The sequence below is a fragment of the Mesorhizobium sp. M0598 genome (genome assembly GCF_040320865.1).
In the GTDB taxonomy this organism is placed as follows: Bacteria; Pseudomonadota; Alphaproteobacteria; order Rhizobiales; family Rhizobiaceae; genus Mesorhizobium.
Genome location: NZ_JAMYQL010000048.1, coordinates 1 through 23,405, shown reverse-complemented (window position 1 = coordinate 23,405; position 23,405 = coordinate 1). Strand labels below are relative to the sequence as shown.

General features: G+C 63.2%; 28 protein-coding genes. 21 read left to right on the top strand and 7 right to left on the bottom strand.

All coding sequences use genetic code 11. The annotated features are described in order from the left end of the window. Nucleotides 1-7: 7 nt before the first annotated feature. The 4 genes from NKI59_RS32030 to NKI59_RS32015 all read left to right on the top strand — a co-directional run bounded on the left by NKI59_RS32030 (nucleotide 8) and on the right by NKI59_RS32015 (nucleotide 2,144). Nucleotides 8-652 (top strand): arylesterase, encoded by a 645-nt coding sequence (locus NKI59_RS32030; RefSeq protein ID WP_352450197.1) that lies wholly within the window; start codon nucleotides 8-10, stop codon nucleotides 650-652. A 137-nt stretch (nucleotides 653-789) separates the two neighbouring features. Then, nucleotides 790-1,386 (top strand): RNA 2',3'-cyclic phosphodiesterase, encoded by a 597-nt coding sequence (gene thpR, locus NKI59_RS32025; protein WP_352450198.1) that lies wholly within the window; start codon nucleotides 790-792, stop codon nucleotides 1,384-1,386. Between the two features lie 6 nt (nucleotides 1,387-1,392). Continuing rightward, entirely contained in the window at nucleotides 1,393-1,689 is a 297-nt protein-coding gene (locus NKI59_RS32020; RefSeq protein ID WP_023679826.1) for a 4a-hydroxytetrahydrobiopterin dehydratase, read from the top strand. A gap of 92 nt (nucleotides 1,690-1,781) precedes the next feature. Further along, nucleotides 1,782-2,144 carry a YkvA family protein gene (locus NKI59_RS32015; RefSeq protein ID WP_031212728.1) on the top strand — a complete coding sequence of 121 codons (363 nt, stop codon included), beginning with the start codon at nucleotides 1,782-1,784 and terminating at the stop codon, nucleotides 2,142-2,144. Nucleotides 2,145-2,189: 45 nt separating this feature from the next. On the opposite strand, the gene NKI59_RS32010 is transcribed toward NKI59_RS32015, so the two are convergent. Then, a complete protein-coding gene (locus tag NKI59_RS32010; RefSeq protein ID WP_352570032.1) occupies nucleotides 2,190-2,798 on the bottom strand; it encodes a methyltransferase family protein in 609 nt (202 codons plus the stop codon). 360 nt (nucleotides 2,799-3,158) lie between these two features. Here NKI59_RS32010 and NKI59_RS32005 point away from each other — a divergent pair, with 360 nt between their 5' ends. The 4 genes from NKI59_RS32005 to NKI59_RS31990 all read left to right on the top strand — a co-directional run bounded on the left by NKI59_RS32005 (nucleotide 3,159) and on the right by NKI59_RS31990 (nucleotide 6,063). Further along, nucleotides 3,159-3,665 carry an invasion associated locus B family protein gene (locus tag NKI59_RS32005; protein ID WP_023721899.1) on the top strand — a complete coding sequence of 169 codons (507 nt, stop codon included), beginning with the start codon at nucleotides 3,159-3,161 and terminating at the stop codon, nucleotides 3,663-3,665. A 267-nt stretch (nucleotides 3,666-3,932) separates the two neighbouring features. Then, nucleotides 3,933-5,165: a dual-specificity RNA methyltransferase RlmN gene (gene rlmN / locus NKI59_RS32000; RefSeq protein ID WP_352708536.1), complete on the top strand. Its 1,233-nt coding sequence runs from the start codon at nucleotides 3,933-3,935 to the stop codon at nucleotides 5,163-5,165. Further along, nucleotides 5,162-5,587 carry a hypothetical protein gene (locus tag NKI59_RS31995; protein WP_352708535.1) on the top strand — a complete coding sequence of 142 codons (426 nt, stop codon included), beginning with the start codon at nucleotides 5,162-5,164 and terminating at the stop codon, nucleotides 5,585-5,587. The genes rlmN and NKI59_RS31995 overlap by 4 nt, the downstream gene beginning before the upstream one ends. After that, on the top strand, nucleotides 5,584-6,063 hold the full coding sequence (locus tag NKI59_RS31990) for a hypothetical protein (protein WP_352708534.1): 480 nt from the start codon (nucleotides 5,584-5,586) through the stop codon (nucleotides 6,061-6,063). The genes NKI59_RS31995 and NKI59_RS31990 overlap by 4 nt, the downstream gene beginning before the upstream one ends. On the opposite strand, the gene NKI59_RS31985 is transcribed toward NKI59_RS31990, so the two are convergent. Further along, entirely contained in the window at nucleotides 6,035-6,676 is a 642-nt protein-coding gene (locus NKI59_RS31985) for a LysE family translocator (RefSeq protein WP_023679833.1), read from the bottom strand. The genes NKI59_RS31990 and NKI59_RS31985 overlap by 29 nt on opposite strands. 168 nt (nucleotides 6,677-6,844) lie before the next feature. On the opposite strand from NKI59_RS31985, the gene NKI59_RS31980 reads away from it, so the two are divergent. The 3 genes from NKI59_RS31980 to NKI59_RS31970 all read left to right on the top strand — a co-directional run bounded on the left by NKI59_RS31980 (nucleotide 6,845) and on the right by NKI59_RS31970 (nucleotide 9,098). After that, complete coding sequence (locus NKI59_RS31980; RefSeq protein ID WP_352708533.1) at nucleotides 6,845-8,068, top strand: argininosuccinate synthase; 1,224 nt, start codon at nucleotides 6,845-6,847, stop codon at nucleotides 8,066-8,068. Nucleotides 8,069-8,231: 163 nt separating this feature from the next. Further along, complete coding sequence (locus tag NKI59_RS31975) at nucleotides 8,232-8,552, top strand: hypothetical protein (protein WP_352708532.1); 321 nt, start codon at nucleotides 8,232-8,234, stop codon at nucleotides 8,550-8,552. 252 nt (nucleotides 8,553-8,804) lie between these two features. Then, complete coding sequence (locus tag NKI59_RS31970; protein WP_352708531.1) at nucleotides 8,805-9,098, top strand: hypothetical protein; 294 nt, start codon at nucleotides 8,805-8,807, stop codon at nucleotides 9,096-9,098. Between the two features lie 107 nt (nucleotides 9,099-9,205). Here NKI59_RS31970 and NKI59_RS31965 read toward each other — a convergent pair whose 3' ends face one another. Next, entirely contained in the window at nucleotides 9,206-10,006 is an 801-nt protein-coding gene (locus NKI59_RS31965) for a lytic murein transglycosylase (RefSeq protein ID WP_352470839.1), read from the bottom strand. Nucleotides 10,007-10,191: 185 nt separating this feature from the next. On the opposite strand from NKI59_RS31965, the gene NKI59_RS31960 reads away from it, so the two are divergent. From NKI59_RS31960 to rpsP, 7 genes are all read left to right on the top strand, one after another. Further along, entirely contained in the window at nucleotides 10,192-11,439 is a 1,248-nt protein-coding gene (locus NKI59_RS31960) for a flavin monoamine oxidase family protein (RefSeq protein WP_352680617.1), read from the top strand. A 90-nt stretch (nucleotides 11,440-11,529) separates the two neighbouring features. After that, on the top strand, nucleotides 11,530-12,624 hold the full coding sequence (locus NKI59_RS31955) for a zinc-binding metallopeptidase family protein (RefSeq protein WP_352708530.1): 1,095 nt from the start codon (nucleotides 11,530-11,532) through the stop codon (nucleotides 12,622-12,624). Nucleotides 12,625-12,687: 63 nt separating this feature from the next. Further along, nucleotides 12,688-13,290 (top strand): DUF1236 domain-containing protein, encoded by a 603-nt coding sequence (locus NKI59_RS31950; RefSeq protein ID WP_023680729.1) that lies wholly within the window; start codon nucleotides 12,688-12,690, stop codon nucleotides 13,288-13,290. Between the two features lie 151 nt (nucleotides 13,291-13,441). Beyond that, complete coding sequence (locus NKI59_RS31945; RefSeq protein WP_352570042.1) at nucleotides 13,442-14,410, top strand: CPBP family glutamic-type intramembrane protease; 969 nt, start codon at nucleotides 13,442-13,444, stop codon at nucleotides 14,408-14,410. 309 nt (nucleotides 14,411-14,719) lie between these two features. Next, complete coding sequence (ffh, locus tag NKI59_RS31940) at nucleotides 14,720-16,321, top strand: signal recognition particle protein (protein ID WP_352708529.1); 1,602 nt, start codon at nucleotides 14,720-14,722, stop codon at nucleotides 16,319-16,321. Between the two features lie 7 nt (nucleotides 16,322-16,328). Then, nucleotides 16,329-16,655: a chorismate mutase gene (locus NKI59_RS31935; RefSeq protein WP_352450211.1), complete on the top strand. Its 327-nt coding sequence runs from the start codon at nucleotides 16,329-16,331 to the stop codon at nucleotides 16,653-16,655. A 50-nt stretch (nucleotides 16,656-16,705) separates the two neighbouring features. Next, a complete protein-coding gene (rpsP, locus tag NKI59_RS31930) occupies nucleotides 16,706-17,107 on the top strand; it encodes a 30S ribosomal protein S16 (protein WP_352708528.1) in 402 nt (133 codons plus the stop codon). Between the two features lie 72 nt (nucleotides 17,108-17,179). On the opposite strand, the gene NKI59_RS31925 is transcribed toward rpsP, so the two are convergent. Continuing rightward, entirely contained in the window at nucleotides 17,180-17,443 is a 264-nt protein-coding gene (locus NKI59_RS31925) for a YMGG-like glycine zipper-containing protein (protein WP_352708527.1), read from the bottom strand. A gap of 191 nt (nucleotides 17,444-17,634) precedes the next feature. Beyond that, nucleotides 17,635-18,045 (bottom strand): DoxX family protein, encoded by a 411-nt coding sequence (locus NKI59_RS31920; protein WP_023680735.1) that lies wholly within the window; start codon nucleotides 18,043-18,045, stop codon nucleotides 17,635-17,637. A gap of 258 nt (nucleotides 18,046-18,303) precedes the next feature. On the opposite strand from NKI59_RS31920, the gene NKI59_RS31915 reads away from it, so the two are divergent. Continuing rightward, entirely contained in the window at nucleotides 18,304-18,711 is a 408-nt protein-coding gene (locus NKI59_RS31915) for an ACT domain-containing protein (RefSeq protein WP_352708526.1), read from the top strand. 393 nt (nucleotides 18,712-19,104) lie between these two features. On the opposite strand, the gene NKI59_RS31910 is transcribed toward NKI59_RS31915, so the two are convergent. After that, nucleotides 19,105-20,139 (bottom strand): aspartate-semialdehyde dehydrogenase, encoded by a 1,035-nt coding sequence (locus tag NKI59_RS31910; protein ID WP_023680535.1) that lies wholly within the window; start codon nucleotides 20,137-20,139, stop codon nucleotides 19,105-19,107. Nucleotides 20,140-20,245: 106 nt separating this feature from the next. After that, nucleotides 20,246-20,395, bottom strand: coding sequence for a hypothetical protein (locus NKI59_RS31905; RefSeq protein WP_352450216.1), 150 nt, complete (start codon nucleotides 20,393-20,395; stop codon nucleotides 20,246-20,248). Between the two features lie 201 nt (nucleotides 20,396-20,596). On the opposite strand from NKI59_RS31905, the gene NKI59_RS31900 reads away from it, so the two are divergent. Together NKI59_RS31900 and NKI59_RS31895 are read left to right on the top strand one after the other, a co-directional pair. Further along, complete coding sequence (locus NKI59_RS31900) at nucleotides 20,597-22,429, top strand: DEAD/DEAH box helicase (RefSeq protein WP_352708525.1); 1,833 nt, start codon at nucleotides 20,597-20,599, stop codon at nucleotides 22,427-22,429. An 88-nt stretch (nucleotides 22,430-22,517) separates the two neighbouring features. Beyond that, entirely contained in the window at nucleotides 22,518-23,231 is a 714-nt protein-coding gene (locus NKI59_RS31895; protein WP_352708524.1) for a DUF805 domain-containing protein, read from the top strand. Nucleotides 23,232-23,405 lie beyond the last annotated feature (174 nt).

Genomic DNA, 23,405 nt, shown 5'->3' with positions numbered 1-23,405 from the left:
CTGCCGCATGGCTTTCAAACACACCTTTGCCGCAGCCTTCGCCCTTTTCCTCGCCATTTGCGGCGCCATTTCGTCGGCGCGCGCCGAACCGTTCACCATTGTCGGTTTCGGCGACAGCTTGATGGCGGGTTATGGCCTCGGGCCAGGTCAGGGCTTCACCGAGAAGTTGCAGGCGGCGCTGCGCGCCAAGGGCTACGATGTCACGGTCGCCAATGCCGGCGTCTCCGGCGATACGACGAGCGGCGGCCTGTCGCGGCTCGACTGGTCGGTGCCGGACGGCACGCAGCTGGTCATCCTGGAGCTCGGCGCCAATGACATGCTGCGCGGCGTTTCGCCCGCCATAGCGGAAAAGAACCTGGACGCCATGCTGGCAAAGCTGAAGCAGCGCAAGATCGCCGTTTTGCTGGCCGGAATGCGCGCGGCGCCCAATCTCGGCGCCGACTACCAGAACGCCTTTGACGCGACCTTTCCGAGACTGGCTGAAAAATATGGCGTGCCGCTCTATCCTTTCTTTCTCGAGGGCATCGCCGGTCAATCCGTCCTGCAACTCGAGGACGGCCTTCATCCAAACGCCCGAGGCGTCGACCGCATCGTCGAGGGTATCCTGCCCAGTGTGGAGAAGACCATTGAAGCGGTCCGGGGCAATTCCTGAAGGCGAGGGTTCGCCGTCGCAACACCTTCCGCAGGGGAAGCTTTTAGGCAGGCCTGCGACCAACAAACCCCTTGCCCCGTTTGAATATCGATGATTCGCTAGGGGCAAGAGTTCGATTCGAGGACAGGAGGCTTCCCATGCCGCGTCTTTTTACCGCCCTCGAGATACCGCGTGATGCCGCTCTTTCGCTGTCCCTGCTCAGGGGCGGCCTGCCGGGAGCCCGCTGGATCGACGTCGAAAACTATCATCTGACGCTGCGCTTCATCGGCGATGTCGAGGGCCATGTCGCCGACGACATCGCCAATGCGCTTGACCGTGTTCACCGCCCGTCCTTCCCGCTGACGCTGTCCGGCGTCGGCGCCTTCGGCCAGAAGAAGCCGCATGCGGTGTGGGCCGGGGTCGCCGCTTCGCCCGATCTTTCCGCATTGCAGGCCGAGATCGAGCGCATCTGCCAGCGGCTCGGCATCCCGGCCGACCCGCGCAAGTTCATGCCGCATGTGACGCTGGCCCGCCTGCGCAATTCGAGCCCGCTCGACGTCGCCCAATACCTGTCGGCACGCGGCAATTTTTCGACGCTGCCGTTCCGGGTCGGCCGCTTCGTGCTGATGTCGTCGCGCGATTCGGTCGGCGGCGGGCCTTACGTCGTCGAGGAGGCCTGGCCGCTTTCAGGTGCCGACAACCGCGTCGCCAGCCGTTTGGTCGGCGCCGCCGACGCTTCGCGGATCATGCGGTAGACGGACATGGCCAGGGAGAAACTAGCAAAAGAGGCGATCCGCGCCGAACTTGCCGGCCTCGACGGCTGGTCGCTGGCCAAGGATGGTGGCTCGATCACCCGCAGCTTCACCTTCAAGAATTTCTCCGAAGCCTTTGCCTTCATGACCCGCGTTGCCCTGGCCGCGGAGAAGATGGACCACCATCCCGACTGGTCGAACGTCTACAAGACGGTAAACGTGACCCTCAACACGCACGACGCCGGCGGCCTGACCGCGCTGGATTTCGATCTGGCCAGGAAAATGAACCGCTATTTCGGCGGCTGAGCCTATCTGCACCTTGCAGCGAGGTTCGGCTTTCACCACATTTTGCCTCGCGGTCACGCGTGAAGTCACGCGACGGCCGCAAGGAGAGGTTGATGGCGCAAAAATCCGGTTTTGATTTCTTTGGCCTCGGCAGCAAGCCGGGCAACGAGAGCGAAGTGCGCGAAAAGTTCTGGCGTACGGCGAAGAAGGCCGCCCGGCAGATCCCGTTCATGGAAGAGGTGGTCGCCGCCTATTACTGTGCCATGGACAAGAAGACGCCGCTGCGCGCCAAGGGCACCTTGCTGGCTGCGCTCGGCTATTTCGTGCTGCCGACGGACGTCATCCCCGATTTCATCCTTGGGCTAGGCTTCACCGACGACATCGCCGTGCTGACCGCCGCGATTACCGCCGTCAGCGCCCACATCACGCCGGCGCACCGGCTCGCCGCCAGGCAGGCCATCGCCGACAAGAGCTGAGCCGGTACGGCGCAAAAAATCGCGTGAGAACCGACTTTCCGGCCGTCAAACCCACCGCCGCACCCGCGCCTTGTAGGCGCGATAGGCATCTCCGAACTTCCGCTCGAGATAGCGCTCTTCCGGCGCGATTACGCCGGTATTGATCACCCACAGCAGCGGGACGACGAGCGCAATAGCCCAAAGACTTCCGGCCGCGACGCCGAGGCCCAAATAGATGAGGGTCGTTCCCAGATAGAACGGATTCCTGGTGCGCCGATAGATACCGTCGACGACCAGCGCCGTCGTCGGCAAGGTCGGTGGTATGTTGGTTCCAGCGGCCTGAAAGCGGCCCGCTGCCATAAAGATGAACACGAAGCCGCACACCGCGAGCACGGCGCCGGTCAGATAGCGGGCGAGCGCCTGCCCGGCCATGACCGGGAGCGGCACGAGCACCTCGAGCACGGTTGCCGCCACCAGGAAGCCGAGGAAGATCAAAGGTGGCAGCGCAATGACCCCGGCCACGTCGGGCGCGCCCGATCCGCCCGCCGTCTCCCCGGCATCCGACCGGCGCACCGCGCCACCGGCCGCCCGCCGCATGGCGACACGAATGCCGAACACAATCGCCAGGACGGCTGTGCCGCCCGCCAGGATCAGGACTGTCTCGGAAACGGCCATGGCCAAATCTCCCGTAGCCGCCAAGAAGGGCGCCCTGGCCGAACGTCGTGGAGGCGAACGTAGACATGGTACCATCTGGAGGGAAATTCGTCACGTACATCAGAAAAGCCAGGATGGCTGCAAGGACCTAGCTGCTTGAAAAGTCAAACTCTTGCCGTTTTCGTGGCCTCCAAGTCGCGGCAGGGACAGTGCGCCAGCCGCTTTTTCGAGCGGCAGCGCGAAGACGGCGGCGGTTTCCTGGCGTGAACATCCTTTTCTCAGGGAAATTCACCGTTTGGTAACCCAGATTAAATCAAAATGAAGCGACGGGCAGGACGCCGAGCCGGCCTGCCGCCGCACCAGTGGAATACGGGAAAAGCGATGCGCGGATTGATTGCTATAGTTTCCAGCCTGGCCCTGGTGGCCTTGACGGCGCCCGCGCTGGCGCAGTCGGCAACCAAGATCGGCCAGCATAATGCCTGGGGCACCTACAGTTATCAGGCGTCGGGCGGCGGCAAGGTCTGCTATGTCCTGACGGTGCCAACCGACAAGCAGCCGCCGACGCTCGATCACGGCGACATGTTCTTCTTCGTCAGCCAGCGGCCGGGGCAGCAAGTGTCCTACGAGCCGCAATTCATCGCCGGCTATACCTTCCAGGAGGGTTCCAAGGCCACCGTCACCATCGACAAGAAGTCTTTTTCGATGTTCACGCGCGGCAAGTCGGCCTGGGTCGAGAACGCCGCCGAGGAGCCGGTGCTGATCGCCGCGATGAAGACCGGCACCGACATGAAGGTGTCGGCCAAGTCCGGCCGCGGCAACACCACCACCTACGTCTTCTCGCTGAAGGGCATCTCGGCGGCGCTGGCCTCGATCGCCAAGTGCAAGTAGGCGGTTAGGCGCGGTCTTCCCTTCTCCCCTTGTGGGAGAAGGTGGATCGGCGCGCAGCGCCGAGACGGAAGAGGGGTGTTGGACGGAACGCCGTCGGCGCCAAGCTGGAACACCCCTCATCCGACCGAGCTTCGCTCGGCCACCTTCTCCCACAAGGGGAGAAGGAAGAACCCCGGCATGACTCCGCCGCTAACCTGTGCTATGCGCCGCGCTTCATTTCGGGCACGATGCTGTAATCGGCCGCAAATCGCTTATATTGGCGCAACAATGACCCTTTCATTCGATCTTACCGCCGAAGGCGCGCGTGACGCGTTGCGCACCCCCACGACGCCTGAAAAACCGTCGCTGATCGGCTTGACGCGAGCCGAACTTGGGGCCGCCCTCGTCGCCGCCGGCATCGTGCCGGAGCGCCAGGCGAAAATGCGCGCCCAACAGCTCTGGCATTGGATCTATGTGCGCGGCGTTTCCGACTTTGCCGGCATGTTCAACATCTCCAAGGATCTGCGCGCGGCGCTCGACACGCATTTCACCATTGCCAGGCCCGAGATCGTCGAGGAGCAGATTTCCTCGGACGGAACGCGCAAATGGCTGTTCCGCTTTCCGCCGCGCGGCGCCGGCCGGCCGGTCGAGATCGAGACCGTCTACATTCCCGAAGAAGGCCGCGGCACGCTGTGCATCTCCTCGCAAGTCGGCTGCACCCTGACCTGTTCCTTCTGCCACACCGGCACGCAAAAGCTGGTGCGCAACCTGACCGCCGAGGAAATCCTCGCCCAGCTTTTGACAGCCCGCGATCGGCTCGGCGATTTCCCCGACCGCGACACGCCCGACGGCGCCATCGTGCCGGCCGAGGGCAGGAAAGTGTCCAACGTCGTCATGATGGGCATGGGTGAGCCGCTCTACAATTTCGAGGCGGTGAAGAAGGCGCTGCTGATTGCATCCGACGGCGACGGGCTTTCCCTGTCGAAGAGGCGCATCACGCTGTCGACTTCCGGCGTCGTACCGGAGATCTTCCGCACCGGCGAAGAGATCGGCGTCATGCTGGCGATCTCACTGCACGCCACCAATGACGATCTGCGCGACCTTTTGGTGCCGATCAACAAGAAGTATCCGCTGAACGAACTGATCGCTGCCTGTCGTGCCTATCCCGGCCTGTCCAACGCCAAGCGGATCACCTTCGAATATGTGATGCTGAAGGACGTCAATGATTCGATCGAAGACGCCAAGGCGCTGATCAAGCTGCTCAAGGGCATCCCGGCCAAGATCAATCTGATCCCGTTCAATCCGTGGCCGGGCACCAACTACCAGTGCTCGGACTGGGAGACGATCGAGAAATTCGCCGACTACATCAACAATGCCGGCTATGCCTCGCCGATCCGCACGCCGCGCGGCCGCGACATCCTGGCCGCCTGCGGCCAGCTCAAGTCGGAGTCCGAGCGCATGCGGAAGGTCGACCGGCTGGCGCTGGAAGCGATGATGATCGCGGGGCATGGCGAGGCGTGAAATACCTCAGGCGATTGGCAGTGACTTTGCTCTGCTACGCCCTGGCTGCCTTCACCATGTCTCTGGTCTTTTTCCTGCTCGATGCACTGATATGGTGGCGTGTTCCCGCTTTCCTGTCCACTCGAGATAGTTGGTCGCTGTTGCTGCTTGGAGCGATGATCGCAGGCATCTTTGGCGCACCGCTGGCAATCCCGATGGTCATTGCTTCCCAAGTTCTCGAGGCGAGACGCTGGATTCTTTTTGTCGTCGGGGGAGCTTTCGTTGGGACGTGCGTATTTGCGGTCTGGAAACTGCATCTGTCGGCACAGAGGCCACCGGACGTTGACGTGTTGGTGGCCCTAATCATTGCGGGAAGCTTGGCAGGAGCCGTCTATCGCCTGGTCGAGAGCCGGTTCCTGCAAATGCCCGGGCAATTCGCGTGAACCGCCTCGTCGCTTATCTGATCCGCTTCGCCGTCATCCTTGTCGGCTACGGCGTTGCATCGCTGGCTGCCAGCGCTTTCCTCAACATCATGTTCCTGGCGTCTCTGGGGCTGATGACGGACGAGACACAGCCGGTAGCGCAGGCGTCGCTGTGGTTTTCCGTCCCCTTTGTCGCACTGTTCGTCGCCTATTTCGCCTTCATGCCGGCGGCCGTCGCCATCCTCGTCTCCGAGATTCTCGGCCGGCGCGACTGGCTGTTCTATGCGCTGGCGGGCGCAGCGGTGGCGGCAGTCTTCCTCGGCTTCGTGCGCCAGACAAAAGATGCCAATTTCGAGATCACCAACACCAGCGTCATGCTGGCGGTGATCGGCTGCGGTATGGTCGGCGGTATTTTCTACTGGCTGAGCGCCGGGCGCTCGGCCGGAAGCTGGCGTCGGATCGGACGCCCTATTTCGCCTGGGCCGTCAGGATCTTGAGCGCGAAGGCCGAAAAAACTCCGGCAAACAGATAGTCGACGACGCGGGTGACGCGCGGGCTGGATTTCATCGCGGCCGAGAATTTTTCCGCCGCCAGCACCATCGGCGCCGTCACCGGGATCGCCAGCACGACGAACATCGCGCCGAGAAAGAACAGCTTTCCCGGCGCGTCGGGATCATGCGCGGAGACGAATTGCGGCAGGAAGGTCATGAAGAACAGGATGATCTTCGGGTTGAGCAGATTGACCCCGAGCCCCGCCGCCCAGCTGCGGAACAGCGAGATCTGCGGCCCGCTCTTCTTCTCCGGTGAAAACGCCGACCCTTTTGTGATCGCCTGCCATGCCAGGAAGACCAGATAGCCGGCGCCGAAAATCTTCAGCACGAAGAACGCCATCGGCGAGGCGACGATCAGCGCCGAGACGCCGACCACCACCAGCGTGGTGTGAATCAGCGTGCCGCACAAGGCGCCGGCCATGGAGGCAAAGCCGGTGGCACGGCCCTGGCTCAGCGTGCGCGAGACGAACAGCGTCATGTCAGGCCCGGGCGTGATCGCCAGGATGAAGGTGGCGATGGAGAACTGGATAAGCGTCGTACTGTCGGGGATGAAGGACATGGCTCGTCTCGTAGCGGCAAAAGACGGCGCAGCCATAGCGCAAGAGCCGTGTGCTCGCCAGCCTCTTGGAGATGAAGCATCTGGTCCAGGCATCGTTCGTCCCTTGCGCTGGCCTAAAACGCCGTGATACCTCGCCCGCGAAGAACCCCTGTCGCGGAACTGCCCACCATGTCGAAAGCAAAAGCCGTCAAGAAAGTCGTGCTCGCCTATTCCGGCGGCCTTGATACCTCGATCATCCTGAAATGGCTGCAGACCGAACTTGGCGCCGAGGTCGTCACCTTCACCGCCGATCTCGGCCAGGGTGGCGAACTGGAGCCGGCCAGGCGCAAGGCCGAGATGATGGGCATCAAGGACATCCGCATCGTCGATGTCCGCGAGGAGTTCGTATCCGATTTCGTCTTTCCGATGTTCCGCGCCAACGCCGTCTATGAAGGCACCTATCTGCTCGGCACCTCGATCGCCCGGCCGCTGATTTCGAAACATCTTGTCGAGATCGCAAAAGAGACCGGCGCCGATGCCATCGCCCATGGCGCCACCGGCAAGGGCAACGATCAGGTGCGTTTCGAGCTTTCCGCCTATGCGCTGAACCCCGACATCAAGGTCATCGCGCCGTGGCGCGACTGGTCGTTCAAGTCGCGCACCGATCTCATCAACTTCGCCGAGCAGCACCAGATCCCGGTGCCGAAGGACAAGAAGGGCGACGCGCCTTTCTCGGTCGATGCCAACCTGCTGCACTCCTCCTCCGAGGGCAAGGTGCTGGAGGATCCGTGGACGGAACCGCCGGAATTCGTCCACCAGCGCACCATCTCGCCGATGGATGCGCCGGATGAGGTCACGGAGATCGAGATAGAATTCCTGCAGGGTGACCCGGTTGCGCTCAACGGCAAGAAGCTGTCGCCGGCAACGATGCTGGCGGCGCTGAACGATCTCGGCCGCGACAACGGCATCGGCAGGCTAGATCTGGTCGAGAACCGTTTCGTCGGCATGAAATCGCGCGGCGTCTACGAGACCCCCGGCGGCACCATCCTGATATCGGCCCACCGGGCGATCGAATCGATCACGCTCGACCGCGGAGCCGCCCATCTCAAGGACGAGTTCATGCCGCGCTACGCCGAGCTCATCTACAATGGCTTCTGGTTCGCGCCCGAGCGGCTGATGTTGCAGGCGATGATCGACAAGAGCCAGGAAGACGTCGAAGGCACCGTGCGGCTGAAGCTCTACAAGGGCAACGTGATTGTCACCGGCCGCAAGTCGAGGAAGACGCTCTATTCCGATGCGCTGGTTACCTTCGAGGACGACCGTGGCGCCTATGACCAGAAGGATGCCGAAGGCTTCATCCGCCTCAACGCGCTCAGGCTGAGGACACTGGCGGCGCGTAGTCGCAAGGGTTGATATTCCCAACAGGCCCAATGCTTAGATGAGTTAGGAACCCGGTGAGGACACCGGGTTTTATTTGGCGTCTCTAATATAATAGAAGCCGCGATTTCAGATCGTTTCCTGTTTGACCTTTCCGTGATTTGATCTTACTTCTCTTGCGGGTCGGAGGGCTTTGACAGTGAAAAACAGAATTTTTCTTCTGCTTGCGGCGGTGGCCGTCTTTACCGCGGGTCAATCCACCCAAGTCCCGGCGGGGCAAACATCCAAGTTCCATATCTGCAAAAGTTTTGACGGCCCCTTCCAGATTCCCGCTTCCCAGAAATGCCCGTTGAGCGGCTACGCGCAGGGTCCCAGAGTCCCGACGGTCATCGGGGACAAGCCAAAAGCGGCTACCCCGGCGCCGCGGAATTCCAAATTCCGTACCTGCAAAAGTTTTGACGGCCCCTTCCAGATTCCCATTTCTCAGAAATGCCCGTTGAGCGGCTACGTGCATTATTGAGCGTGATGTGCCCAGGCGCTTGGCCACGCTTGGAACTGGTTTCCTGCCCGCGTTGGCTGTCCTGGCGAACTTGGCCGTCGCCAAAGCCAACGATGACCCCCCTCCCTCGACCTTCCCGCGCTGGTCGAGTGCAGGGCTGACGTTCCGACCTATAGTGGTTTTGCCCTTTGGCTGAGCGACCGCCCCGATGCGCCCGCAAAGCTCGGCTGGAACGACGTTTCTTCCGGCAATCCTTTCCTTAAGCAATATGAATTGCCGGCCCCGCTTCGCGTATTCGGGCGCGAAACGGCGTCCGTCGTCCTTACCGCGACCGGGCCGATGGCGGTGTTTGACGATGTTTCCGCGCCCGATCTCGCTCGAGCGCTCGGCGTCGCAGCGCAAATCTCGACGCCGGAAAAATTCCTCGGCGAGAAGATCATTCTCGAAAGCAGCGAGGAAGCGGACGGCGTGACATTTTCCACCCGCATCGCCGTCAATGTCTCAACCGTCGATTCACATCCCGGCAAGGTGCTCGCCGGCTGTTCCTACGCGCTCGACGTGAAATAGAAAGCCCGGCGCATGGCCGGCTTTCGGTCGAATAGGGCAATTCCAGAAAACGTGTGAAACGGTTTTCCGTCCGGAATTGCGTTAAGACAAAGCTCTAGAGGTCCCTGTCAGTCGGCATCGATCGCCGTGGCCATGCGGGCGATGGCCTGTTGATAGACGCTCGCGGAATTCCAGCCAGCGATTGCGCCCATATTCGCCTGCGCGCTCGCGCCGGCCCGCCAACCATGACTCTTGAGGAAGTTGGCGGTGGAAGCCAACGCAGTGCTCTTGTCGCGCAGATTTTTGTTTCCGACACCATACGTCAAAACATTTCCGGGCAGGAACTGCGTGTGGCCGATCTCGCCATGCGCGGCACCGACCGACGAGGCGCTCAACGCTCCGCGATCAACCAGTTTCAGGGCCGCAATGGCATGCGGGTAGAAGAACTCCGGACGGCGACAGTCATAGGCCAGCGTTAAAATGGCGGAGACCGTATTCTGGTTGCCCATGGCGGAACCGAAGCCGGTCTCCATACCCCAGATGGCGAGCAACACGCCCGGCGACACGCCGTAATTCCGTTCGATCTTGTCGAACAGCGCAGCATTGGCCTTCTTCAGCGCACGGCCCCTGGCAATGATCGCGGACGCGCCACGGCGCTTCATGAAAGCTTCCACCGAGCCGCTGAAAGCCTTATGGATGGCGCGGTCGACGGAGATCGTCTTTGTCGCGTAGGTTGCGCGAGCCAGAGCGGCCAGACCCTTCGAGCCGACACCGTCGGCCTTGGCCTCCGCGGCGAACTCCGGTTTCCATGCCTCGAAGCCGGCGCCGCTCTTGCCACAGCTGGCCGCCGCCTGCGCGCCCGTCGCCAGCGCAAGCACCGCCACCACCGTGGCCACTACAAACATCTTCCCCTTGGCAAGAAATGCCATGCTGCTCTCCTGGTTGCCTGAATCACGTTCCCAATTGCGAACTTGCCTGCGAAACACCTGCTTGTCACTGTCCCGGCGCTGCGCCGATGCACTCAATACAGCAGGAACCTCAAATCCACCACACTGGCGGATGCCCGGGAATTTGCCTACGATCAAGTAATTATTGTGGCGGGGACAGAATAAGCATGGAAGACGTTGATGTCGTGATCATCGGCGCCGGTTCAGCCGGGCTTTCGGCTTCCAAGACCCTGCGCGCTGCCGGTTTTTCCTTCAAATTGTTGGAAGCGATGAACCGCATTGGCGGCCGCGCCTGGACCAGCGACCAGCATTTCGGCGTGCCGTTCGACATCGGCTGCGCCTGGCTGCATGCCGCGGACCGCAATCCCTACTTTCCCGAGGCGAAGGCCGCTGCCTGGACGCTTCATCACCACGACATGAATGTCGATCATCTCTATTACCGTGAGCGAAAGGCAAGCGAAGCCGAGGAGGCGGCGATGAAGGTGGCCGACGCAAGGCTGTTCGAACTGGTGGCGGCACATCAGGTGAGGGAAGGCGACGACGACCGCCTTTCGGCATTGCTCGCCAAGGGACACGCGCCGCGCGCCGCCGCAACCTTCGCCGGGCCGATGGATTTCGGCGCCGACGAGGACGAGATATCGATCCGCGACTTTCAGGCCGCCGCCGATCTCGATCCGAACTATTTCACCAGGGAAGGCTTCGGTACGCTGGTTGCCCGCTTCGGTGCCGATGTGCCGGTGGAACTGTCGACGCCGGTGCGCAAGATCGTCTGGGATGGGCCGGGCGTAGCCTGCGTCACCGATCGCGGTACCATCTGCGCCAAGGCGGTCATCGTCACTGCCTCCCCGGCAGTGCTCGCCTTCGAGGAGATTGCGTTCTCGCCTGCACTCCCCGATGCGCATTTCGCCGCCTTCTTCGACCTGCCGATGGGCATGCTGACCAAGCTGCCGGTCGAAATATCCGGTACAAGACTCGGCCTGGAGCCGTTCGACGATTTGCTGATCGAGCGGTTGGCCCGGCACGACATCTACTTCCTCTGCTTTCCCTTCGACCTCGATTTGATGGTCGGTTTCGTCGGCGGCGATTTCGCTTGGGAGATGTCGGCGGCGGGCGAGGCGGCTGGCATCGACTTCGTCGTCGACCGGCTCTGCGGCATCTTTGGCGGCGACATACGAAAGCATGTCGGACGCGCAATGATGACCAATTGGGGCGCTGAGCGGTTCGTGCGCGGCGCCTATGCGGCGGCGCGGCCCGGCCGCTCGCAAGCGCGCGCCACGCTGATGCAGCCCGTGGCGGAAAAGATCTTCTTCGCCGGCGAGCATTTGGCCGGTCCGCTGATGCAGACCTGCGGCGGCGCCAGATTGTCGGGCGAGGCAGTGGCCAAGGAGGTCGTCGCCCAGCTTGCGGCAAAATAGCATCGGCCGGCAGGAACGTGGGCAGCTGACAGGCGTTTGGCGTTCTCCTGCTCGTATCGTCCTCCGCATTTCGAATGATTTGAGACACCAATGAAGCTTTTCGACTGCCCGCATTGCGGCCACCGTCTCTATTTCGAGAACGCGCAATGCCTGAACTGCGCCAGCCTCGTGCTCTACGATCCCGAGCATGCGCGCTTCGCGCTGTCCGGCGCCGACGTCTTCCATTGCACCAATGCCGACGAATGCGCCTGCAACTGGATGGCGGAGCCCGGCCACGCCTTCTGCCGCGCCTGTGCGCTGAACCAGCTGATCCCGGATCTGTCGGTCGACGGCAACCGCCGTCGCTGGATCCGTGTCGAGGCGGCAAAGAAGCGTGCCGTCTATTCGCTGCTCGCCTTCGGCCTGCCGGTCGCACCCAAGCAGGAAGTTGGCGACGAGATCGGTCTCGCTTTCGATTTGCTTGCCGATCCGATCGGCGGCGGTCCGGGCGGCGAACGTATCCTGACCGGTCATGACAACGGCCGGATCACGCTCAACGTCGCCGAGGCGGATTCGGCAGAGCGCGAACGGCGGCGCGTCGAGATGGGCGAGAACTACCGCACGCTGCTCGGCCATTTCCGCCATGAGCTCGGCCATTATTACTGGGACCGCTTGATCCGCGACGATTCGCAAAAGCTTGCCGGTTTTCGCGCTTTGTTCGGCGACGAGCGCGCCGGCTACGAACAGGCGCTGAAGACCTATTATGCCGATGGCGCGCCGCCCGACTGGCAGCAGCGCCATATCTCGGCCTATGCGACGTCGCACCCATGGGAGGACTGGGCCGAGACATGGGCGCATCACATGCACATCACCGACACGCTGGAGATGGTGCATGCCCTGAATTTCCCGCTCGGCCGGCTGGAAACCGTTGAAGCCAACGAGCTGCCGCGCGCCGATACCGGCGGCAAGCTGCAGCCGGCACCATCGGAACCCGCCTCCAGGCCAGAGCCTTTCGAAAGGATTCTCGACCGCTGGCTGGTGCTGTCGGAGGCGTCCAACTCGATCAACCGCTGCATGGGCCTGCCCGATCTCTATCCCTTCGTCATCTCGGACGTGGCGGCGCAAAAACTTGCTTTTGTTCACGAGCTTTTGACCGACCTGCCGAAAACGACTGGAACAAATCGTGAGCCGGCCGAAGCCTTTTAGCCGGAACGCATGCGGCTTTGCTTCGTTTTCCGTGCCAAGGGACTGTGAAACGGAGAGAAGACCATGAAACGCATATTGTTTCCGGCGGTGGCCGGAGCGCTCATAGCGATGTCGGGCTCTGCATTGGCCGACACCGCCGTCTCGGCCATCACTGATCTCAATGTACGCGCCGGCCCCGGCCCGCAATATCCGGTGATCGGCGTGCTCGCGGCCGGCCAGTCGGCGACGCTCGACGGCTGCATCGCCAACAGCAAATGGTGCACTATCGCCGAGGCTAACGGCCAGGGCTGGGTCTATTCCGACTATGTGACGGCCGATTTCGGCGGCAGCCGTGTGGTCCTGACACAGCGTCCGGCCAGCGCCGACATTGCCGTCGTGACGCCGCCCGCCGATAGCGTCGAGTATTCCGACAGCTATACCGGAGCAATCGTCGCCGGCGAGGCGATCGAGCCTATCCGGAGACCGCCGGCCGAGATCCGTACCTATGTCCGTACGCATCGGCTCGATCCGGTCTATCTCGAGGGCGAGGTGGTGACGGGCGCGACGTTGCCTGACACCGTCGAGCTGCGCGAGATTCCGGACTATGACTACCGCTACGTCTACGTGAACGGTCAGCCGGCGCTGATCGATCCGGACACAAGGCGCATCATGTACGTCGTGCGCTGACGTTACCAACAGGGCGGTCGCCCTGCAGTAGCGGCGGCCGCTCACAAACCCCGATATTGCCACAGGCCGGCATTGCCGATGCAATACCGGTTTCCACATTGGGGCCGATGTTCTAGACCTTGCGAGCCGAAGCACCAGCCAGCGAGCCCGCGTGATCATCGACCCGACCGCCTTCCAACAGTACCGGCACGCCGCCAACGACAAGGCCACCTTGCCGCGCCTCCTGCTCGGGACGGTGGTCGTCATCCTGTTCTGGCTCGGAACCACTGCCGCCGTGCTGTTCGGCGGCACCTATGCGTTTGCCGTTTGGCAGGCATCGTCTGGCACCGCCCCGCCAGGTGGAGGAGCGGTGCAGGATTTCATGGCCTCTCCTGCGGGCATCCTCGCGGCGCTGGCTTCATTTGCCGGAATCTGGCTCGGCCTTTGGGCTGCCATGCGCTGGATCCATCGCGAGAAGCTGACCGCCCTGATTGGCGTCAGCCGGCGCATTTCTTGGGCGGGGTTCCTGAAAGGGCTGGCCGCAGTGCTGATCACCTCGCTGCTTTCCGAGATCCTGCTTTATGGTTTGCAGCCCGACATCGCGCGCGGCACGATCGGCCTGTCCGCGTGGCTTTCGTTCCTGATCCCGATCGCCGCCCTGACCTTTCTGCAGACCTCGTCGGAGGAGATGCTGTTTCGCGGTTATCTGCTCTGGGGCCTGGCGAGCCGGTTCCAGAACCCTTTCATCTGGGCGCTGCTGCCGGGATTGCTGTTCACCTCCCTGCACTGGAGCCCAGGTTCGAGCGCTGCCATCAATGCCTGCGTGCTGGCCTCGATCGCCGCCTTTGCGCTGCTGCTGACGCTTCTGGTCTATGCAACCGGCAATCTCGGTGCCGGCTTTGGCGCCCATCTCGGCAACAATCTGACCGGCTTCCTGCTGATTTCGCACCAGCAAAGCTATAATTCCTTCGCCCTGTTCAACGCCAAGCCGCTCGAAGCCGCCGGCTGGACGACTTCAGACGCCGTCCTCATCGCTTCGATCGGCATCGTCAGCAGCCTGTTGACCGTTCTGCTGCTTTTGCATCCGCGCTCACCGCTGAAGGTCGAGCCGGATATGGCGCGCGCCGGCAGCGTGCGCTGATGTGCATTGCCTGGTCGTCCTGAGCTATTTGACGCAAAGCTTGACCAAAGCTTGACTCTGCGGCCGATTTCCTGTCTACACGCCGCGAATTCCGCGACGAGTATTCCTCCGAGCAAACCGACCGGGACGCCGAAACCTCTTTGAGGTGAAGTGCTGTAAATCGATCCCGGAGGCCAACACCCGGCAGCGCTGTGCGCCCCCGGGTGCTTTTTGGCTTTGGGCTTTGCCCGGACCGGCTTTTGCTTGGACAGTTGGCGCGAACGCATTACCTCTCGGGCATCATCCGGGTGCCAGGGAAAAGGAAAAAGAATGTTTGAATCGCTACAGGAACGTCTTGGTTCGATCCTGAACGGCCTCACCGGCCGCGGCGCCTTGTCGGAGGCTGATGTCTCGGCGGCGCTGCGCGAGGTGCGCCGTGCGTTGCTCGAGGCCGACGTGGCGCTGGAAGTGGTGCGTTCCTTCACCGACAAGGTGCGCGAGAAGGCCGTCGGCGCCGCCGTGGTCAAGTCGATCAAGCCCGGCCAGATGGTCGTCAAGATCGTCCATGACGAGCTGGTCGAGATGCTCGGCGCCGAGGGCGTCGCCATCGACCTCAATGCACCGGCTCCGGTCGTCATCATGATGGTCGGCTTGCAGGGTTCCGGCAAGACGACGACCTCGGCCAAGATCGCCAGGCGCCTCGCCGACCGTCAAAACAAGAAAGTCTTGATGGCCTCGCTCGACACGCGGCGTCCCGCCGCGCAAGAGCAGCTCCGCCAGCTCGGCGAGCAGGTCAAGATCGCCACATTGCCGATCGTCGCTGGCCAGACGCCGGTCGATATCGCCCGCCGCGCCGTGCAGGCGGCCAAGCTCGGCGGCCATGACGTCGTCATCCTCGACACCGCCGGCCGCACCCATATCGACGAGCCGTTGATGGTCGAGATGGCCGACATCAAGAAGATGTCGTCGCCGCACGAGATCCTGCTGGTCGCCGATTCGCTGACCGGCCAGGACGCCGTCAATCTGGCAAAAAGCTTCGACGAGCGCGTCGGCATCACCGGCCTCGTGCTGACCCGCATGGACGGCGACGGCCGCGGTGGTGCGGCGCTCTCGATGCGCGCCGTTACCGGTAAGCCGATCAAGCTGATCGGCACCGGCGAAAAAATGGACGCGCTGGAGGAATTCCACCCCAAGCGCATCGCCGACCGCATCCTCGGCATGGGCGACATCGTCAGCCTCGTCGAAAAGGCGGCCGAGAACATCGACGCCGAACAGGCCGCGGCGATGGCCAGGAAGATGCAGTCGGGCAAGTTCGACCTGAACGATCTCGCCGGCCAGCTTCAGCAAATGTCGAAAATGGGTGGCATGGGTGGCATCATGGGCATGATGCCCGGCATGGGCAAGATGAAGGACCAGATGGCCGCCGCCGGGCTCGACGACAAGATGTTCGGTCGCCAGCTCGCCATCATCTCGTCGATGACCAAGGCCGAGCGCGCCAACCCCGATATTCTGAAGCACTCGCGCAAGAAGCGCATCGCCGCCGGCTCGGGTACCGACGCGGCCGAAATCAACAAACTGTTGAAGATGCATCGCGGCATGGCCGACATGATGAAGGCGATGGGCGGCAAGGGCAAAGGCGGCGGCCTGATGCGCGGCATGATGGGCGGCCTCGCTTCCAAGATGGGGCTCGGCGGCATGATGCCTGGCGGCGCAGGCGGCATGATGGGCGGCGGCATGCCGGACCTCTCCAAGGTGGACCCCAAGCAGCTCGAAGCCTTGCAGAAGCAGGCCCAGGCGGCCGGGCTCGGCGGCATGAAGGGCCTGCCCGGTGGTCTTCCCGGTGGCGGTGGTCTGCCTGGGCTGCCCGGTGGCATGAAACTTCCCGGCCTGCCGGGCGGTGGCGGGCTGCCTGGCCTCGGCAAGAAGAAGTGAGGGCGCCATGAACGAAGAGAAGGACATGGCGGACGCGCGTGCGGCGCTGGCCAATTATCGCGCCTCTATCGACAATATCGACGCGGCGCTGATCCACATGCTGGCCGAGCGCTTCCGCTGCACCAAGGCAGTCGGCGTGCTGAAGGCGGAACATGGCCTGCCGCCTGCCGATCCGGCGCGCGAGCAGGAGCAGATCGCCCGTCTTCGCCAACTGGCGAAGGACGCCCATCTCGACCCGGATTTCGCGGAGAAATTCCTGAACTTCGTCGTCCGCGAAGTGATCCGCCATCACGAGCAGATCGCCGCATCCAACGGCGTAGCGAAAACCGGCTGAGGACCAGCCACCAACCGATCAACCAAATCAGAGCTTTTAGGAGAAAAGAAATGCCACTGAAAATCCGATTGGCCCGTGCGGGCTCGAAGAAGCGTCCCTATTACCATGTCGTCGTCGCCGACGCGCGTTCGCCGCGCGACGGCCGTTTCATCGAGTCGCTCGGCTCATGGAATCCGCTGCTGCCCAAGGACGGCGAACGCGTCAAGGTCGACGCCGAGCGCGTCAAGCATTGGCTGTCGCATGGCGCCCAGCCGACCGACCGCGTGCTGCGCTTCCTCGATGAAGCCGGCATCGCCAAGCGCGAAGCCCGCTCCAACCCGAACAAGGCCGAGCCCGGCAAGAAGGCGCAGGAGCGCGCAGCCTTGCTGAAGAAGGCGCAGGAAGATGCCGCCGCGGCCGTTGCCGCCGCCGCAGCCGCGCCGGCCGAGACGGAAGCCGCCAGCGCCGAATAAATCATCTCCACAACCACGAAACGGCGGGCCCTGCCCGCCGTTTTGCTATTGCATCCATATGATGCGGCCCGATCAATAGCCTTCCGGGCAACTCGCAACGTAGACACGACCGTTACGATCGCGATAACGGCATTGGCCGCTTTCGCTGGCACGGCCGATCAGTGCACCGGCCAAAGCGCCGGCCGCACCGCCGATCACCGCGCCCTTGGTCGGGTTGCTGGCCACCGCAGCGCCGACCGCCGCACCGCCCAGGCCACCAACTGCCGCGCCTTGCTCAGTACGGGAGCAGGCACCGAGCGGGACCAGCAAGGCCATCAAGATCATCACCTTTTTCATTGTCGTTCCTCTCCAACAGGGTGCCGTCCTCGCCGCTGCACCCCCTAACTCGCAACCAGGCGATTTGATCCAAAGAAGAAGATCGGCTGCCGCCCGGCGGCGCTCAATTTGATCCAAAGAGTAGAAAGGCGGCGGCAGACCGCGCCCGCTCTGGCGGCGTGGCCACCATCGAACGGCTTTCGAAATCGCCGCTATTGGCTGAACGGGAACAACGCGCGCACCCTTGGATCGCGCAGATACAGGCCACCCCAGAGGACGGCGCCGAGATAGACGCCGAACAGTATGTGCGAGAACAAAGGGCTGCCGATACGCACATGCGTGGCGACGGCGCCGCCGAGATAGGCGGTGAGCAGGATGGCGCCGAGCACCGAGGTGCGTGGCAGCGCGTAAAGCGCTGTCGAGACCAATCCAATGGTGCCGAGCATGCGCGAGACATTGGCATCGGCCGGCCAGCCGAGCTGCACCATGGTCTGGGTGACGATTTCGAGCGGCGGTAGCTTGATGACGCCGTCGAAGATCATGAACAGCACGATGACGGCGCTGAGCACGCGGCCGGCCCACAGGGCACGCGGTGAGACGGGTGCTGCCTGAGACATGGTCATTGATGTTCCCTCCGGTCGTTGTGAGCACTGGCTCCTTCGCCAGCTCGAACCAAGGACGCGGCCCATGACGGCGATCCGACATGCCTCCAGTTCTTTTTCACTCCGGGGGACGGCGACCTCGGATGTACAAGTTCAGCCGGCAACGAACCTGGCAGGTCCACCTTGCGAGGTGAGATGGAGGGCGTTATTGAAAATCCGTAGGGGTGTCTTCCGACGCTCGACGGAAGCCGCCGCCTGATCGCACAACGAAAGCAACCGATGGCCGGAGAGACCGACCTGAAACAGTTCCTGGCGGCCATGACGCCGGAATTGCTTGCCGGCGTTCATGTCTTCACCACGTTGCCACCCGATGCGCCCGTTCCCGACAGGCTCCACCCGGTGATGCTATTTCGCGAGCGCGAGGGCATGACGCTGATCGTGCTTGAAGACCATGCCAAGGCCGCTGGACTGAAAACCGTATTCCGCTGCCGGATGCTGACGCTGAACATCCATTCGTCGCTGGAAGCGGTCGGCTTCCTCGCCGCCATCACCGCGCGGCTGGCCACCGCCGGCATCGGCGTCAATCCGGTCTCGGCCTTCTACCACGATCATCTGTTCGTGCCCACCGACCGGGCGGAGGAGGCGCTGGAGTTGCTGTTGGACCTAGCGGAGGAGAACCGGCTGTGACACCGGCGCCTTGCTGCCTATTTGAGACGCCTGTGCCCCTCATCCGCCTGCCGGCACCTTCTCTCCGTGAACGGGGAGAAGGGCGCTAACGGCCGAAGGCCGAGCCCGCGACTGCGGGCCGCCGGCCTTCCGGCGCCCCGCGGAGGCCAGCCACGTAGCGGCGATACGGCCGTGAGCGAAACAACCGCCGAAGGCCGAGCCTGCGACCGCAGGCCGCCGGTCGTCCGACGCCCCCGCGGAGGGCCAGCCGCGACAGCAGCGATACGGCCGTGAGCGGAAAAGCAAGCTGAGCAAAAATCGCGGCCGAAGGCCGATCCTGCGACCGCAGGCCGCCGGTCGTCCGGCGCCCCTGCGGAGGCCAGCCGCGCTAGCGGCGATACGGCCGTGAGCGAACTATGCCGCCTTCTTCTTCGGCTGGATCAGCCCGCGCTCGACCAGCAGCTCGGCGATCTGCACCGCATTGAGTGCCGCGCCCTTGCGCAGATTGTCGGAGACGATCCACATCGACAGGCCGTTGTCGATGGTCGAGTCCTCGCGGATACGCGAGATGAAGGTGGCGTCCTCGCCGGCCGATTCCAGCGGCGTGATGTAGCCGCCGTCCTCGCGCTTGTCGATGACCTGGCAGCCCGGCGCCTCGCGCAGGATCTCGCGCGCCTCATCGGCGGTGATCGGCTTCTCGAACTCGATGTTGACCGCTTCCGAATGGCCGATGAACACCGGCACGCGCACGCAGGTCGCCGTCAGCTTGATCTTCGGGTCGAGCATCTTCTTGGTCTCGGCCACCATCTTCCACTCTTCCTTGGTGAAGCCGTCGTCGAGGAAGACGTCGATATGGGGGATGACGTTGAAGGCGATACGCTTGGTGAACTTCTTGACGTCGACCTGGTCGGCGACAAACACCGCGCGCGTCTGCGTGAACAATTCGTCCATGCCTTCCTTGCCGGCGCCGGAGACCGACTGGTAGGTGGCGACGACGACGCGCTTGATGGTGGCCGCGTCATGCAGCGGCTTCAGCGCCACGACCAGCTGCGCCGTCGAGCAGTTCGGGTTGGCAATGATGTTCTTGCGCGTGAACAGCGAGATCGCATCCGGGTTCACTTCCGGAACGATCAGCGGCACGTCCTGGTCGTAGCGGAAGGCCGACGAATTATCGATGACGACGCAGCCCTGCTTGCCGATCTTCGGCGACCATTCCTTGGAGACGTTGCCGCCGGCCGACATGATGCAGATGTCGGTATCTGAAAAATCATATTGGTCGAGCGCTCTGACCTTCAGCGTGCGGTCGCCGAACGACACTTCCGTGCCCTGGCTGCGCCGCGAGGCCAGCGCCACCACCTCGCTCACCGGAAAGCCGCGCTCTTCGAGTATGTTGAGCATTTCCCGGCCCACATTGCCCGTGGCGCCGACGATCGCAACCTTGAAACTCATCGAAATCTCCTGTCCCTCTCCGCTCGTTTTCTGGAAAAAACCCGCCGGCCGATGCGGGTTTCAACCCCCGGGCCGGACCCGGGAGAGGGTGGTTAGGCCAAGGGAATCAGACCGTTTTGGTGGTCGTTTTGCCGGTTTTTTTGAGCAAGAACGTGATTTTGCTGGAACGAGGAGACGCAGCGACGCGCCCGGCCCAATGGTTCGCATTGGGGCCGGGGATGTCGAAGGCAGAAAGCGCCATCAAAAGGCCGCGCATCGAAAACTATCCCGTTCGGTGCCGGCTTTTACGCGGTTTACGTCTAGAGTCAATCGCAACCAGGCCGACCCGCCCGCCCTGTACAATGACGGCGGCACCAAGTACGAACGAGCATTGTCTGGCTCGTGGCGCCCGTCTGTGGCGCTTGCCGACATTTGACCCGTCGCCGGGTATTCAGAATCCGAATTTCGAAAGAGCAAGATGTCCAATTTCGAAGCTATTGTTCCCGCGCTGGCAAAGGCGCTGGAAAAACGCGGCTATGTCGAGCTGACGCCGGTGCAGAAGGCCGTTCTCGAGCTTGGCCAGGCCGATGCGCTGGTTTCGGCCCAGACCGGCTCCGGCAAGACCGTCGCCTTCGGTCTGGCTTTGGCGCCGACCCTTCTCGATGGCGCGGAGCGCTTTTCCCACGCGGCGGCACCCCTGGCGCTGGCCGTAGCGCCGACGCGGGAGCTGGCCCTGCAGGTAACGCGCGAGCTGGAATGGCTCTACGAACTGACCGGCGCCACGGTGGCGTCCTGCGTCGGCGGCATGGACATGCGCACCGAACGGCGCGCGCTGGAGCGCGGCGCCCATATCATCGTGGGCACGCCCGGCCGCCTGCGCGACCACATCACCCGCAATTCGCTCGACATGTCGGCGCTCAAGGCAGTGGTGCTCGACGAGGCCGACGAGATGCTCGATCTCGGCTTTCGCGAGGATCTGGAATTCATCCTCGATGCCGCACCCGCCGACCGCCGCACGCTGATGTTTTCCGCGACCGTGCCGCGCTCCATCGCCACGCTGGCCAAGGGCTACCAGCGCGATGCGGTACGCATCTCGGCCTCCGGTGAGGAAAAGCAGCATCTCGACATCGAATACCGGGCGCTGAGCGTCGCCCAGGCGGACCGCGAAAACGCCATCATCAACGTGCTGCGCTATTACGAGGCCAAGAACGCGCTGGTGTTCTGCAACACGCGCGCCGCCGTCAACCATCTGACGGCACGCTTCAACAACCGCAACTTTTCCGTCGTGGCGCTGTCCGGCGAGCTTAGCCAGAACGAGCGCAGCCACGCGCTGCAGGCGATGCGCGACGGCCGCGCCAAGGTCTGCATCGCCACCGACGTCGCGGCACGCGGCATCGACCTGCCCAATCTCGAGCTGGTGATCCATGCCGACCTGCCGACCAACCCGGAAACGCTCCTGCACCGAAGCGGACGCACGGGTCGTGCGGGACGCAAGGGCGTCAGCGCGCTGATCGTGCCCAATAGTGCCCGCAGGCGCACCGAGCGGCTGCTGCAAAGTGCCGGCCTTGCGGCAACCTGGGCGAGCCCGCCGTCGGCCGACGACGTGATACGGCGCGACGATGAGCGCATTCTCGCTGATCCGGTCTTCAGCGAGCCTATGAAGGATGAGGAGCGCGGCTTCGTCGAGGCGCTTCTCGATCAGCACGGGCCCGAACAGGTTGCCGCCGCCTTCGTGCGGATGTGCCGCTCCAGCCACTCGGCGCCGGAGGATCTTCTCGACGTGGCAGCGTTCACGCCGTCGGGCGAAAAATTTGCGCGCCGGGACGAGACACCGAGCCGCCGCGACGATTTCGGCGACAGCGTCTGGTTCTCGCTGTCGGTCGGACGCCGGCAGAATGCTGAGCCACGCTGGCTGATCCCGATGCTGTGCCGGACAGGCGGCATTTCCAAGCGCGAGATCGGCGCCATCAAGATGCAGCCGGAGGAAACCTTCGTGCAGATCGCGGCGGACTGGGCCGAGCGTTTCCTCGCTGCGATCGGCCCCGACCGGAAGCTGCAGGGCAACATTGCGGTCAAGCGGCTGGACGGCACGCCGGATTTGTCGCGGGCCGGCTATCAGGAACCACGACCCGACAAGAAGCCGCACCGCGGCAAGCGCACCTTCGATCAGAACACGCCCAAATTCGAGAAGCGCGCACCGGCCGACCAGCGCCCGGCATTCGAGGCGAAGCCCTGGGGCGGGAAACCGGCCAAGGCGAAGTTCGAAGGCGGGCCTGCGAAACACAAGAAATCGAAGAAACGGCCGGGGTAAATAGCCAGAACTCTCCATTTCCGCACGCCTCTTGCGGTCTGCCGGAACTTTGCACAGTCTGGGGCGGGGAAATGGGGGTGGGCAGGACATGCGCGGCGAAGTTCTTCATTACGACGAAGACCAGGGTTTCGGCTTCATCACCGGAGCCGACGGCAACCGCTACACTTTGGCGCGCGAAGATTTGCGCCGCGAAGCATCGGTTGCCGGAGGTACGACCGTCGAATTCCAGCCGGCTGGCGGACGGGCACGCGATGTTTTTTCGATCCGCTCCCAACCTGCCAGCGCGCCCGCCGACGCCTCCACTGCAACCGCCGCCCCAACTCAGGCCGGCAATGCGCCCGCGGCACGTCAGCCGCAACATTTCGGCCGTTCCGCTGAGCAAAGTCGGGCCGAATCGGCTGGCCTGTGGAGCTACTTCCGGCGGGGTCTGACCGAGAATTACTTCAACTTCGCCGGCCGTGCCCGCCGCAAGGCATATTGGGGCTATTGCCTGTTCTGGACGATCGCGCTGATCGTGGTCATAGGACTCGGCGTCTTTATCGACGACGCCATGGGCAATCTCGACAACAGTGAATTGCCGGCAGTGACGGTCGGCCTTTCCGGTCTCTTCCTGCTGGCGACAGCCCTGCCGTGGTTCGGGCTCAACGTGCGTCGCCTGCACGATACCGGCCTGACCGGCTGGCTCTTCCTGCTTTTCCTGATCCCGACCTTCGGCACCGTCATCATCCTGATCTTTGCGCTGATCCCGACCCAGCCGCGCGAAAACCAGTGGGGTCCGGTGCCAGTAGGTGTCAGGGTTTAGTACCTCCATGATTGGGTCGCCGGCCGCCACGCCTTCGTCATCCTAGGGCGGAGCGACGCGAAGCGGAGCGCAGACCCTGGGATCCATATGTGGACGGCGCCCTGCCTGCAACGGTTGTTTTGCGTCGTTTTCGATCGCTTGCGTCCATATGTCCGGCCTTTGAGCACGGTCCTT

Excerpts from the sequence above, each read along its gene's own strand:
- NKI59_RS32030 (WP_352450197.1), top strand. The coding sequence starts at position 8 with ATGGCTTTCAAACACACCTTTGCCGCAGCCTTCGCCCTTTTCCTCGCC.
- thpR (WP_352450198.1), top strand. The coding sequence starts at position 790 with ATGCCGCGTCTTTTTACCGCCCTCGAGATACCGCGTGATGCCGCTCTT.
- NKI59_RS32020 (WP_023679826.1), top strand. The coding sequence starts at position 1,393 with ATGGCCAGGGAGAAACTAGCAAAAGAGGCGATCCGCGCCGAACTTGCC.
- NKI59_RS32015 (WP_031212728.1), top strand. The coding sequence starts at position 1,782 with ATGGCGCAAAAATCCGGTTTTGATTTCTTTGGCCTCGGCAGCAAGCCG.
- NKI59_RS32010 (WP_352570032.1), bottom strand. The coding sequence starts at position 2,798 with ATGGCCGTTTCCGAGACAGTCCTGATCCTGGCGGGCGGCACAGCCGTC.
- NKI59_RS32005 (WP_023721899.1), top strand. The coding sequence starts at position 3,159 with ATGCGCGGATTGATTGCTATAGTTTCCAGCCTGGCCCTGGTGGCCTTG.
- rlmN (WP_352708536.1), top strand. The coding sequence starts at position 3,933 with ATGACCCTTTCATTCGATCTTACCGCCGAAGGCGCGCGTGACGCGTTG.
- NKI59_RS31985 (WP_023679833.1), bottom strand. The coding sequence starts at position 6,676 with ATGTCCTTCATCCCCGACAGTACGACGCTTATCCAGTTCTCCATCGCC.
- NKI59_RS31980 (WP_352708533.1), top strand. The coding sequence starts at position 6,845 with ATGTCGAAAGCAAAAGCCGTCAAGAAAGTCGTGCTCGCCTATTCCGGC.
- NKI59_RS31965 (WP_352470839.1), bottom strand. The coding sequence starts at position 10,006 with ATGGCATTTCTTGCCAAGGGGAAGATGTTTGTAGTGGCCACGGTGGTG.
- NKI59_RS31960 (WP_352680617.1), top strand. The coding sequence starts at position 10,192 with ATGGAAGACGTTGATGTCGTGATCATCGGCGCCGGTTCAGCCGGGCTT.
- NKI59_RS31955 (WP_352708530.1), top strand. The coding sequence starts at position 11,530 with ATGAAGCTTTTCGACTGCCCGCATTGCGGCCACCGTCTCTATTTCGAG.
- NKI59_RS31950 (WP_023680729.1), top strand. The coding sequence starts at position 12,688 with ATGAAACGCATATTGTTTCCGGCGGTGGCCGGAGCGCTCATAGCGATG.
- ffh (WP_352708529.1), top strand. The coding sequence starts at position 14,720 with ATGTTTGAATCGCTACAGGAACGTCTTGGTTCGATCCTGAACGGCCTC.
- NKI59_RS31935 (WP_352450211.1), top strand. The coding sequence starts at position 16,329 with ATGAACGAAGAGAAGGACATGGCGGACGCGCGTGCGGCGCTGGCCAAT.
- rpsP (WP_352708528.1), top strand. The coding sequence starts at position 16,706 with ATGCCACTGAAAATCCGATTGGCCCGTGCGGGCTCGAAGAAGCGTCCC.
- NKI59_RS31925 (WP_352708527.1), bottom strand. The coding sequence starts at position 17,443 with ATGAAAAAGGTGATGATCTTGATGGCCTTGCTGGTCCCGCTCGGTGCC.
- NKI59_RS31920 (WP_023680735.1), bottom strand. The coding sequence starts at position 18,045 with ATGACCATGTCTCAGGCAGCACCCGTCTCACCGCGTGCCCTGTGGGCC.
- NKI59_RS31915 (WP_352708526.1), top strand. The coding sequence starts at position 18,304 with ATGGCCGGAGAGACCGACCTGAAACAGTTCCTGGCGGCCATGACGCCG.
- NKI59_RS31910 (WP_023680535.1), bottom strand. The coding sequence starts at position 20,139 with ATGAGTTTCAAGGTTGCGATCGTCGGCGCCACGGGCAATGTGGGCCGG.
- NKI59_RS31905 (WP_352450216.1), bottom strand. The coding sequence starts at position 20,395 with ATGCGCGGCCTTTTGATGGCGCTTTCTGCCTTCGACATCCCCGGCCCC.
- NKI59_RS31900 (WP_352708525.1), top strand. The coding sequence starts at position 20,597 with ATGTCCAATTTCGAAGCTATTGTTCCCGCGCTGGCAAAGGCGCTGGAA.
- NKI59_RS31895 (WP_352708524.1), top strand. The coding sequence starts at position 22,518 with ATGCGCGGCGAAGTTCTTCATTACGACGAAGACCAGGGTTTCGGCTTC.